The organism is Maribacter sp. R86514 (assembly GCF_044597005.1).
GTDB lineage: Bacteria > Bacteroidota > Bacteroidia > Flavobacteriales > Flavobacteriaceae > Maribacter.
This window is the reverse complement of the sequence record NZ_CP138999.1, coordinates 183,367-196,761: the sequence shown is the minus strand read 5'-3', so window position 1 is coordinate 196,761 and position 13,395 is coordinate 183,367. Positions and strand designations below refer to the sequence as shown.

General features: G+C 34.8%; 6 protein-coding genes. 1 reads left to right on the top strand and 5 read right to left on the bottom strand.

The window, feature by feature from the left end; all coding sequences use genetic code 11:
- Positions 1-524 precede the first annotated feature (524 nt).
- From SJY30_RS00825 to SJY30_RS00810, 4 genes are all read right to left on the bottom strand, one after another.
- Positions 525-4,235 carry a beta strand repeat-containing protein gene (locus SJY30_RS00825; RefSeq protein WP_396633737.1) on the bottom strand — a complete coding sequence of 1,237 codons (3,711 nt, stop codon included), beginning with the start codon at positions 4,233-4,235 and terminating at the stop codon, positions 525-527.
- Between the two features lie 226 nt (positions 4,236-4,461).
- Entirely contained in the window at positions 4,462-6,402 is a 1,941-nt protein-coding gene (locus tag SJY30_RS00820; RefSeq protein ID WP_396633736.1) for an OmpA family protein, read from the bottom strand.
- A gap of 15 nt (positions 6,403-6,417) precedes the next feature.
- Entirely contained in the window at positions 6,418-7,371 is a 954-nt protein-coding gene (locus SJY30_RS00815) for a type IX secretion system membrane protein PorP/SprF (RefSeq protein WP_396633735.1), read from the bottom strand.
- A gap of 13 nt (positions 7,372-7,384) precedes the next feature.
- Positions 7,385-11,047, bottom strand: a complete 3,663-nt coding sequence (locus SJY30_RS00810) for an Ig-like domain-containing protein (protein WP_396633734.1) — start codon at positions 11,045-11,047, stop codon at positions 7,385-7,387.
- 389 nt (positions 11,048-11,436) lie between these two features.
- Between SJY30_RS00810 and SJY30_RS00805 the strand changes: the two genes are divergently transcribed.
- A complete protein-coding gene (locus SJY30_RS00805; protein WP_396633733.1) occupies positions 11,437-13,026 on the top strand; it encodes a peptide chain release factor 3 in 1,590 nt (529 codons plus the stop codon).
- Positions 13,027-13,057: 31 nt separating this feature from the next.
- On the opposite strand, the gene SJY30_RS00800 is transcribed toward SJY30_RS00805, so the two are convergent.
- Positions 13,058-13,372, bottom strand: coding sequence for a DUF3467 domain-containing protein (locus tag SJY30_RS00800; protein WP_396633732.1), 315 nt, complete (start codon positions 13,370-13,372; stop codon positions 13,058-13,060).
- Positions 13,373-13,395 lie beyond the last annotated feature (23 nt).

Here is a 13,395-nt window from a genome sequence, read left to right as displayed (position 1 = left end):
TCGTTATTGGGAAAAACTAAAAAATTTTCGTTTTCCTTTTTCAAACAGCTAAAAAATTTGGATAAAAAGAACGTGTGAAAAGGCTGATTTTAATTCGAAATTTGATTTTTCACAACCATTTCCTTTAGGTAGACACCCTTATTTTTATCAATAGAAATACACGAAAAAAATGAAATGTAATTAGTTGGGCTTTATACGGTATGGTAATTCGCTTGTTTGTTATTACCGTTCTAACTTTTACAAAAAGTCAGAATTCATAAATTGAACAAATGATCTAATTGTATTACCACACTCTACCAATGGCAAATGCGACTTATCTTGTTATAATTTTACAACGTTTATATGAACACGTTTAAAGTAAGAGTTACACTGTCCTTTATCATACCTATTATAACTTAATACGTCTTATACTTGCTTAAAGTCAAGATAGTATTGCGCCAATTTTTGGACATAAAAAAAGTGTGCTTTACCACTTGAAAATTAAGTAGTAAAGCACACTTTTTCTTTTTTTATTGGAAAAAAAATTAATTTTTCTTTATCCTATATGTTATTCTTCTGTTTGTAATTACCGTATAATTTTCAATTATGCTAAAAGGTGAAAATTCTGATGTTGAATTAGATAATGTAGCCGTTGATGTTATGTAATTACCAACATTTATAGGTAATGACATAGGTATTACAAACTTAAACTTATTTGTATTATCAGTATTGTTATCTAAATCAGTATATGGCGTTACCATTGAGAACAAATCTGCCCCGCTACCTTCGGTAACTGTACCAACATAAACTTGACCTTCACCGTAATCTGTAGATAAACCCAATTGATTATCTCCTTCGGTCGCTGTACCTTGATTTACATCGGTTAAAAATATTTCAATGGTAGCTCCTGGTCTTGACCAACCTTCTACCACTAAATTACCTCCTGACATAAACGCTCCTGATATTATAGGAAAGTTCAATAATCCGTTAGGACCTATATCTGAATCACCTGAATCATTTAAGGTGACTCCATCTCCCAGAGCATCTGATAGATCCAAATCAATACCTAAAGCTGGACTTGCAGTACCATTAGCATAAATTGAATTTTGGGAAATTAAATTTCCGCTAGTAGTACCCCCAGAAACAATAATTCCTGAGCCACCGTTAGACGCTATTATATTTTTTGAAATGGTTGAATTATTACCGTCTAGTTTGATACCTGCATTAGCAATGACTCCAGCACAAAGACCTCCGTTTTGACCTGAAGTTAAAATGGTATTTTCATTAATCATTAAATTGCCTGCATGGCCATCAGCATCAATACCAATTGCACCTGCTTTTTCGATTAAATTGCCCGTAATAGTAATACCTGAACCATTTTGAATCGTAATATTATCAAAGCACTCCAATGTACCGTTTTCTGTAATTTGATTTCCTTGAATTAGCGTACTTGTACCGCCATTAATTAAAATACCCGCATCTGAAGCTGTAGCTATATAGTTTTCGCTTATTACTATTTCACCACCAACAACTTCAACGCCATAATTAATATTACCAGAATTATTACCTAGTGCATTTACACCAATAAGGTTATTTGTGACTAAAGCACTACCAGAACTTATACGAATACCTGCATTATTATTTGCATAAACCGATACATTTCTAATTGTGGTATTTTGGGCTGTAATTCTTATGACGTCGCCTGCATTTCTTTGAATCTGAATTTCTGGATTATCATAACTGGGTAACGTAATTGCCGAGACCCCAACTGTAGTGCCCCCAAGACCTGTCGTTCCAGTATTTGTATTTCCAGAATACGCGGTTTGTGTTCGACCATCAATACTTGTTGTATCATCTGTTATTATTGGCAACGTAGAAGTATTAGATATAAATATATCAAAACGACCTGATGCATAATTTGTATCTGCAACCCTACCCTGAGCATCACCTGAAGGTGGTATCATAAAAATAGAAACATCTTCACCTGCTATTGGGTCAAAAATTGAATTCGCCTCAATATCCAAACCTGTATTTCCTAGCGCATTTGAGTTGACTATAAATTGGTCTAATGACCCTTGCCCATCATTATTTGTATTAACAATGGTATTAAAGTTATAGCCAAAATTTAAACCAACGATACCTTCATTGGCAATTGCCACGTTAGAAACTGTATTTGCATTGGTAAGAGAGCCTACCGCAGCATCTGGAAAAGAAGGATTAGATCCACCTACTTCATTTATAGGCGTAAATCCTGTTAATGTTGCATAATCTGTGCTATAGGTTGAGACACCTAAACATGCACTACAGGTTGCCCCATTATCTCTCGTTGATTTTACAGTGGCGTCAACCACCCTAACCTGATAATTTCCATTAGCCATACCTCCGAAAACATACTGCCCTTGATCATCAGTGATAGAAGTTCTAATTAACGTATTACTAGCATCATACAATTCTAAAATTGCTCCTTCTACTATTTCACCAGATGATGCAACTAAAGATCTACCATCGCCACCACCATAATTAACATCTTCAAAAACGTGCCCTGTAATAATGTTAGAAGGCACCTTTAACAATACCGCATTCATGATCACATAATCTTGCCCGACATTAACCGTAGTTGTAGCTGAAGTCTCACCCACACTAATATAAGTAGATACATCAAAAGTATCAAGATCAAGCCCGTAAGATGTAGTATTGTTAACTGCTGGTAAAACGGTATTATCGAAAATTGTTGAATTAAAAGGATTACTTTTTATAGTACCATCATTATCTCCATCATTAACCAAAGGGTTATTTGGAGAACTTGGTGTACTAAATATAAGTGACTCATTGTCAAATAGGGTTTTATCACCTTCCCAAGATAATATTGTCGTTTTAGCCCCTAAAGAACCAATAGAATAGAAACCGCTTAATGTGAACGAACTTGTAGCACTACCTGACGGATAGTTTGCGCCACTATCACCATCATAACCTTCATATAAATTTATAGTTACAGCAGGTAATGAAGGTTCTTGGTAAAACACCATCATTGACCAACCCCCTAATACTGTAGAAGTTGCACAATAAGCCCCACCATTATCAATGATTAAACCAGAAAAATCAAATACATTTGTCGAAGGAGATGCAATACCGGTAACAATTGATGTTACATCGGCAACATACCCATAAAACTGTAAATTATCACCATTAAAATTTAAAGCTGATCCATATATTTTTGATGCCTTAACATTAACTCCTTCAAAAACTACATTGTCATCTGGCACTTGACTTGAGTGTGACCAATATAAATACGCCTTATCTATTACTGCCCCTGTCGGTATTGGCGAAAGCAGCGTATTGGAAGAGGCTGTATTTATACTACACGGATCAATATCATTTGTATTAGACCTTAGAGAACCACCTGTTGTGGAATAATCGTAATACCCGTTAAATTCATCTGTTAATACTAATGGTGCATTATTAGGTATAGGTACATCTGTATCTGTAATAGAAATACTAGTTGATACTGGATTTACTGAATAACCTCCGGATACATTTGAAAAGTTAATAACAAAGTTCTCTGTACTTTCACCATAATCATCATTAATTATAGGTACTGTGATTTGACGCGTCTGTCCAGATACCCCAGAAAATGACAAAGTACCAGAGGTGTTCGTATAATCAAGTCCATTCAAAGCAGAACCATCTGCAGTTGCATAATTTACTGTGAAAGCCGAAGTATTTGCTCCGGTATAGGTAACTTCTATAATTGCATTACCTACTTCCTCTGCTACAGTGGTATTACCAATATTTAAACTAAGTGAACAGTAACTTATAGCGTCTACACTAAATGAATTATTTCCATTTCCAGACTCATCTTCAAATAACAAGTAACCAGTAGTTCGACTTGTTGTATAAGTTACATCTACTGCAGTACCTTCTGGTGTATTCGTTGAGCTATATTGAACCCCATTATTGTACCCGGTTCCCTCCTGATCAGAATTAGATACTAATAAACGTGCATTTTTGGAATCCCTTCTTAATCTAATAGTTATTTGTGTACCTGCTGCAACTGGATTATCTAGATGCACCACTAATTGAGCGTTACTACCAAATACCGTATAACTATTATTTGGCGCACCTAATATTTGATTTGTATTTGTAATATTTGCGGGGAAACTTGTAGCTACAGCATATTCAGTATTTGGGCATTGCGCCTGTACCAAATGTACCGCAGAAAACAAGAGTATAAACGTTAATGATATTTTATTAATCAAAATTTAACCTTTGGTTAGCGTTAAAACAAAATTATTTCACGTTCAAAAATAGAGATACAGTAGCTTGAAATGAAAATTATGTTGTATAATTCATAAAAGCTAGAGTGAACGCCTATCAAACCAATGTATAAGCACCATAATAGACTGTTAAAATTAACTTTAACGTATAAAAAAAAGCAGCTACCATTAGGTAACTGCTTTCTATTTCTTAAAAATTAAATGTAGTTTATTCTAATATTATAAACTCTGACCTTCTATTAACATCATGCTTTGCTGCAGAACATTTAACACCATCTGAACACTCATTTAGTAATTTAGTTTCTCCAAAACCTTCACTTACCAATCTGTCTTTTGATATTCCTTTTTTGATCATATAGTTCACTGTAGATTCTGCTCTTTTACCTGACAACCAAAGGTTATATTCTTCGGTACCTCTACTGTCAGTGTGCGCATTGACCTTTAATTTTAAACTAGGGTATTTTTCCATAGCAGCAATCACCTTTTCAATTTCAACTTCTGAATCTTTTCTGATATTGTATTTATCGAAATCAAAATAAATGGTACTCAATTGAAGAAGTTTAGACAGGTCATCACCGAAACCTGCTGTAATATTATCTCTTTCAAGATAAAAATCGATAATCTTTGGTTTACCGTCGGATGTACCTATATATTCTTCAAATGGAACGTAACCTTCTTTTAAAGCTCTTACGAAATTTCCTTTATTGCAATCTAATTCTAAGTTGTAATTACCATCTGAATCGGTAATTGTAGATAAAACTTCTTTGTTATCTTCATCAATAACCTTAACAGTTGCTCCAACTAATACTTCATTTGAAATTTTATCTCTTACAGTTCCCGTAATTTTCTGAATACAATCAAACTCTAACGGTCTAGTCTCTGTAAAACTATATATATCATCATAACCCAAGCCTTCTACACGATTAGATGCTACATAACCTGTTCTCAACTCTTCATTAAAAATAAAAGTGAAATCATCACTATTACTATTTACAGGTTTACCAACATTTAAAACCTTTCCCGTAAAATCTTGTCTTTTAATTTTGGTAGCAAATACATCTAATCCCCCTAACCCTGGATGCCCATCTGAAGAAAAATACAATATCTCTTCACTGGTTATATAAGGAAATGTTTCTCTTGCTTCAGTATTAATATTTGAACCTAAATTTTGAGGTGTACCAAATGTACGGTCTTCATTAATTGACACCATATATAAATCTGAAGCACCAAGGGTACCAGGCATATCAGAAACAAAATATAAAGTTTTTTCATCTGGACTTAAAGCCGGATTGGCAGTGGAATAAGAATCGCTATTAAAAGGTAGTTCTTCCACTTCTCCCCATACACCCTCGTCAGTTAATACAGCTCTTAAAATTTTTAATCGAACAATGCCTTTATCATCTTTTACCGTTTTGCTTTTCTCAGAGTTGTTTCGAGTAAAATACATTGTTTGACCATCTTTGGTAACTACAGATGTAGATTCGTGATAGCGTGTATTTATATTTTCATCTATTTTTTTTACATGATCGATCGATGAACTATCTGCATTTACTACATATAAATCTAAAAAATCTTTTGCATTCCAAGTGTGACGATATCTTGCAAAGTTACCAGTATCCCTATCAGAAGAAAAAATTAATCCTTCCTTATAAAAAGATGGTGCAAAATCTGAATAAGGTGAATTATATTCAAAAGGACCTAAATTATATCTACCTGAATTCTCCTCAATTTCCGACATAAAATCTCGATCTTCATCAAATGTCGTAGCGCGAACATCACTAGAAGTTACTTCTATAAATTTATTCATTATAGATTTAGAAGTATCATACTCACCTATTGTCTTTAATGATTGGGCATATTTAAAATAATCTTCTGGTGTTACCTCTGAAGCGTAGTCAGCCACTAACTTCTTATACGTTTCTGCAGCATCGGTATAGTCTGCATTATAATAATATGAATTTCCTAATTTTCTTAATAAATCTGCAGAAACATATCCCTTGTCCATTACCTTTTTATAGATATCTATAGCAGGGCTAAAAGAATATGAATCAAACTTTTCATTACCTTTTTGAATTAGTCGCTCTTGAGCATTAACTAATCCTTGAATAAACAATAAGGCTATTATTAAAAATTTTACTGTATGCTTCATATGTGAGTTTGCCATTTAGAAAAAACGAGGTGAAACCAATTTTTGAAAAGATTTTACCAATTCATATCTTAAGAGTACTTCAAATGATCCGTCGTTAAACTGTGTACCACCCAAATCTGTAGTTTCCCTATCGTACGCCAAACCAATCATGAATTGATCTGAAATTTGAAATCCTGCCATTGCACTAACAGCAGCATCCCACCTGTAAGCAGCACCTAAGGTAAATTTTTCATTAAACATAAAGTTTGCAGAAAAATCAACTTGCAAAGGAGCTCCTCCTACTACTTTAGTCAATAAAGCCGGTTTAAATTTTAGGTTTCCATTCAAATCGAATACATAACCTGTAATTAAATAGAAGTTAATTCTGTCTTTAGATAAAAACTGAGTATCATTTGCATCTCGTTGCGAACTATCAAAATGCTCAGTTTGAAATAAGTTAGGTGCAGAAAGACCTGCGTAAAACTTAGATGAATGGTAATAAAGACCCACACCTACATTAGGTGAAAACCTGTTTTCAATATTATCAGTTCTTACAACTTCCTCATCAAAATTTCGAAGCTGACTAAAGTCTAAATTCATTAAATTACCACCGGCCTTTAATCCAAATGATAATTTACCCTCGGCAGATACATCTATGGTATAGGAAAGAACAGCATCAAAATAAGTCTCTTGAACGGCACCTTCACCTATTTTATCATTTACAATTGAAAATCCATACCCTAGTTTACTATTTCTAATAGGCGACTGAATATTAAATGTCTGTGTTGAAGGTGCTCCTTCCAAACCTACCCATTGGGATCTATGCAGCCCTGTTAAACTCAACTGACCCCTTGAGCCCGCGTAAGCAGGATTAACACTCATTGTATTAAACATATACTGAGTATACTGGGCATCTTGTTGGGCAATGGCGCTACTAAATATCAGCAACAAACCTCCGAATAGAATTAAGAACTTATTTTTAATATTCATATTTTATAAACTATTATCGACTAATATAAAGATATTCACTATCTACTTTGCTTTCTCCGTCAAAGGTAGTATAATCAAATATATAGAAATATATTCCGGCTGGAAGATAATCATCTGTACTTAAAGTAGACCTTCCTCTTGACCTACCATCAAATACATTATTTTGATTATTATAATTTTCACCTTCGTAAACAGCAACACCCCATCTATTAAAGATTTTTAAAGTACTACTACGAATTTTATCTACCCCTCTAATGAATAGGAATTCATTTTTACCATCACCATTTGGAGTCACCATTTGATTTACTTCAATAGGACTATCATCTGAGTCTGTAGCATCATTATCTACAACCAATATTTCTACCGTAGCCGTATCACAATTACCTTCCGCATCGCAAACGGTATACTGTATTACATCGGTTCCTTCGAATCCATCATTTGGAGTATATGTGATCGTATCGTCTGATATATCATCAGGTGTACCACCATCGTTGATTTCAATCGTTCCGTTTGCCGGATCAGTTACCGTTAACGTACCATCCGAAGGAATACCAAAATCATTATCAAGAATATCGATTTCTATTGGAGTATCTATTGGCGTTGAAACAGAATCATCTACAACATCAAGAGCAACAGGCTCCCCTACAGTAATAGTTACCGTAGCAGTATCGCAATTACCTTCCGCATCACACACTGTATACTCTATTACATCGGTTCCTTCAAAACCATCATTTGGAGTGTACGTAATTGTATCATCTGAAATATCATCAGGTGTACCTCCGTCGTTGATTTCAACCGTTCCGTTAGACGGATCGGTTACCGTTAAAGTTCCGTCGGTTGGAATCCCAAAATCATTGTCAAGAATATTGATTTCTATTGGAGTATCTACTGGCGTTGAAACAGAATCATCTACAACATCAAGAGTAACAGGCTCTCCTACAGTTATAGTTACCGTAGCAGTATCGCAATTACCTTCCGCATCACACACTGTATACTCTATTACATCGGTTCCTTCAAAACCATCATTTGGAGTGTACGTAATTGTATCATCTGAAATATCATCAGGTGTACCACCATCGTTGATTTCAACCGTTCCGTTTGCCGGATCGGTTACCGATAAAGTACCATCTGTAGGAATACCAAAATCATTGTCAAGAATATCGATTTCTATTGGAGTATCCACAGGTGTAGAAACTATATCATCAATAGCATCCAAATCTTCCATAGGTACACTATCAGGATCTAAATAGTCCGGAGTGCCATCATTATCGCTATCATCGTTGGTAGGGTCGCCATCATTGTTCGCGTCCTCGTCCGGAGTATCGATACCATCGCCATCATCATCAAGATCACGGTAATTTACATCTTCCGTACCATCCGTATCGGGAAGATCGTTCGCCGGATCGTCTATCTCATCGTTTACATCGAAACCATCGTTCACATCAGAACCCTCGTAACCATCGTCAAGTCCGTCACCATCCGTATCCATACCTGTATAGGTCTGATCGGGAATTCCGTCAAAGTTGAAGTCGTTACCCTCGTTGTTATCAAAAACTAAATCATTATCACTATCCAAGTCGATATAATCCTCAGTGTCCGTATCGTCCGTATTTACAGGTGTAAGTCCATCAGGATATGCGCTATTGACACCATCGTTCGAAGCATACGTTGCGGCATCGTCCTCGTTTGGCGCTATATAACCTTCCGTTGTCTGTGCCTCAACATTATCCGGAATGCCATCATCGTCGCTATCGATATCCAAATGGTTCGGTAATCCATCATTATCAGTATCCAAAGGATCTGACAATGGGTCGTTGTCACCATCTAAATTAGGGTCTTCGACACTGTCCAAGATACCATCGTTATCATCATCGAGGTCAGCACTGTCAGGAACCCCATCACCATCGGTATCAGGTCCAGGACTGTTAGGATCTAAATAATCAGGTATACCGTCATTATCGCTATCATCGTTGGTAGGATCGCCATCATTGTTTGCGTCCTCGTACGGAGTATCGATACTATCGCCATCATCATCAAGATCACGGTAATTTACATCTTCGGTACCATCCGTATCGGGAAGATCGTTCGCCGGATCGTTTATCTCATCGTTTACATCGAAACCATCGTTCACGTCAGAACCTTCGTAACCATCGTCAAGTCCGTCACCATCCGTATCTACACCTGTAAAGGTCTGATCAGGAATTCCGTCAAAGTTGAAGTCATTACCCTCATTATTATCCGGTACAGAATCGTTTTCACTATCCAAATCGATATAATCCTCAGTGTCCGTACCGTCGGTATTAACAGGCATAAGTCCTTCTGCATCGTTTGTATCATAAGCATTGTCAAGACCATCACCATCATCATCAAGACCAATAGGTAACACATAACCTTCAGTAGTCTGAGCTTCTACATTATCTGGGATACCATCATTATCAGAATCAATATCCAATCTATCTGGATAACCATCATTATCAGAATCTACATCTTCACTAAAAGAAACTGTTTGAGGGTTTACAAAATTATCTAAACAAGAAAATTGAATTCCTGATTGCCTAGGCACATTGGTAGTAAAATTATCTAAAGTCTGAGTTTCTATGCCAAAGCGAAAAACGAACGTATTTATATTTACAAATTCTACTGCTACATTTACCGAAGGATTTAAATTTGAAATACCATCATATTCACTCATTCCACCATTAATTAATAAACCTCCTGAGGTATAATTAATACCAACATCAGTTGGATTGTCGTAAGTATAACTAGCTGGGGTATCAAATCTATTAAATTCTTGATATTGATTATTACCATCAACATCAATAAAATTAGCTATCAATTCGTCTAAAAAAGCTTTTTCCGTAGTTCCTGTTTTTACCATTGAAATACGTAAATCAACATAAGGCCTTCTTACCAAATCGGTAGTGGTAAATTGGATTTCTGGTTTGAAGAATTCTGGATCAACAGAATTTTGATCTAAAGTACTTATTTGCCCATTTACAATTTTTTCAATTGTTACCAACGCATCAAGATTTTCTGATATATTTGAAAACCTATAGATAGCACCTTCACTTAGGCTCTCTCCAGATTCCAAAGTAGGAGCATTACTAAAATTTAACTCTGGTACCGTATCACAATCAAAATCTGTACTAAGCTCACTAGATTCCAGATTATCTAATATACCATCATTATCTGAGTCTACATCTAAATAATCAGGAACACTATCTAAATCAGTATCTACAGGAACAAGACCTTCACCGTTTCCAGGCGAGGATTCATATCCGTCATCCAAACCATTTTGATCAACATCTATACCTGATGGGAATATAATATTATTTGAAACCTGAGCTTCAATACTGTCCAAAATTCCGTCATTATCAGAATCTATATCCAAATAATCTGGAATATTGTCCCCGTCTGTATCAGTTGAATTTGTTTGATGATTGAAATCACCGTCAAGATTCATATCTTCTTTCGAATCAATTATACCATCACCATCATCATCAATATCTTCCGAATCGAAAATCCCATCCCCATCGGTATCCGCGGAATACATATTTAAAGAATTATATTCTACCGTATTAACAGAAGAGAAAGACAACGTTAAAAATAACGAAGTAATAAGAAGAAAACCTTTTATCAAAAAAGGATAGCGTAATTTAAAAGTAATTTTACCCATAAGTGTTAGTGTTTTACTAATCACCATGGCATTTGGCAGTGTTTTTTTTTAATGTTCGTTATAAGAAAGTGGGGCTGTCTTATTTAACGATGCTAAGATATATTATAATTGAATCAACTCAAATTCTTTTTCGATTAACCAAGGGAATAAAGGGGTAATCGACAGAACAAGGGTAAAAATTAATTAAGAATATTTAACATTTCAATAGTATTTACGAGGAATTCTTAATAAAAGACTATAAAAAATCAAACAATAGATACTTTATTTACATATTAGCACGTAACTCACAGTTAATCAGTTTTATACACAATAAAATAAATTTTCCCTTTCAGCAAAATTTCATAAATCTTAAGAATTGAATTTGTATTACTTTTGTACAAATTTTGAATATGACCTTTAAGCAACAAATAGCACGTAGAAGAACTTTTGGAATAATTTCTCACCCAGATGCAGGTAAAACTACATTAACTGAAAAATTATTACTTTTTGGTGGTGCAATTCAAGAAGCGGGAGCTGTTAAAAACAATAAAATAAAAAAAACCGCTACCAGTGATTTCATGGAAATTGAAAGACAAAGAGGTATTTCTGTAGCCACTTCTGTTCTTGCTTTTAATTATAAGGACAAGAAAATCAACATTCTTGACACCCCAGGTCACAAAGACTTTGCTGAAGATACTTTTAGAACTTTAACTGCAGTTGATAGTGTAATTGTTGTTATTGATGTTGCCAAGGGTGTTGAAGAGCAAACCGTAAAACTCGTTGAAGTTTGTAGGATGCGTAAAATACCAATGCTGGTATTCATTAATAAGTTGGATAGAGAAGGGCAAGATGCCTTTGACCTATTAGATGAATTAGAACAAAAATTAGGACTTTCAGTTACTCCTCTGAGTTTTCCTATTGGCATGGGTTATGATTTTAAAGGTATATACAACATTTTTGAAAAAAATATCAATCTCTTTAGCGGTGATAGCAAAAAGAACATTGAAGAGACTATTGCTTTTGACGATGTTGCAAATCCGGAGTTAGATAAAATTATAGGAAGTAAAGCAGCATCTGAATTAAGAGACAATTTAGAATTGGTTTGGGGTGTTTACCCAAGTTTTGACAAAGAACTATATCTTAAAGGTGACCAACAACCTGTATTCTTTGGTTCTGCGTTGAACAATTTTGGTGTTAGAGAGCTATTAGACTGTTTTGTTCATATAGCACCTACCCCACGTTCAAAAAATGCAGAAGAGCGTCTTGTTGAAGCAAATGAAAAGGAAATGACAGGTTTTGTTTTTAAAATCCATGCAAACATGGATCCTAAGCATAGAGATAGGTTAGCTTTCATTAAAATCGTGTCTGGCACCTTTGAAAGAAATAAGCCTTACTTACATGTTAGGAATGGAAAAAAATTAAAGTTCTCAAGTCCTAATGCATTTTTTGCCGAAAAGAAAGAAATTGTAGATATTTCATACCCAGGAGATATTGTAGGGTTGCATGATACAGGTAATTTTAAAATTGGAGACACCTTAACAGAAGGCGAAAGTCTACATTACAAAGGCATTCCAAGCTTTTCTCCCGAACATTTTAGGTATATTAACAATGCCGATCCTATGAAGTCCAAACAACTCTACAAAGGTATTGACCAATTAATGGATGAAGGTGTAGCTCAATTGTTTACTCTTGAATTAAATGGTAGAAAAGTTATTGGAACTGTAGGTGCTTTACAATTTGAAGTTATTCAATATAGATTGGAACATGAATATGGAGCTAAATGTAGTTACGAGAACTTTAATGTTTATAAAGCATGTTGGGTAGGCACAGAAAACAGAAAAACAGATGAGTTCAAAGAATTTGAACGTGTAAAACAAAAATTCTTGGCAAAGGACAAAAAAGGTCAATTAGTGTTTTTAGCAGATTCCCAATTCTCCCTGCAAATGACGCAGCAAAAATATCCATCTGTAAAACTACACTTTACCTCTGAATTCGAATAAAAAAAGCCCAACTTATAAAGTTGGGCTTTTTTTATGCTTCACCAGTCGGACCAAAATTCATTGGTATTGAAGGTTGTTCATAATCCTTTATTGTACCATTAGCTTTTTCAAACCGTTGTACATTATCATTCAATGCTTTTAAAAATTTCTTAGCATGTTGCGGGGTAAGTATAATTCTACTCTTAACCTTTGCCTTTGGAGCTCCTGGCATCATACTAATAAAATCAACTACAAATTCAGAAACTGAATGATTAATTATAGCTAGATTAGAATAAATTCCTTCTGCCAACTTCTCATCCAATTCAATATTAATTTGTTTTTGACTCGGATTCTTATTGTCACTCATATTATAGTTTAATTAAAAAAATA

Excerpts from the sequence above, each read along its gene's own strand:
- SJY30_RS00820 (WP_396633736.1), bottom strand. The coding sequence starts at position 6,402 with ATGAAGCATACAGTAAAATTTTTAATAATAGCCTTATTGTTTATTCAA.
- SJY30_RS00815 (WP_396633735.1), bottom strand. The coding sequence starts at position 7,371 with ATGAATATTAAAAATAAGTTCTTAATTCTATTCGGAGGTTTGTTGCTG.
- SJY30_RS00810 (WP_396633734.1), bottom strand. The coding sequence starts at position 11,047 with ATGGGTAAAATTACTTTTAAATTACGCTATCCTTTTTTGATAAAAGGT.
- SJY30_RS00805 (WP_396633733.1), top strand. The coding sequence starts at position 11,437 with ATGACCTTTAAGCAACAAATAGCACGTAGAAGAACTTTTGGAATAATT.
- SJY30_RS00800 (WP_396633732.1), bottom strand. The coding sequence starts at position 13,372 with ATGAGTGACAATAAGAATCCGAGTCAAAAACAAATTAATATTGAATTG.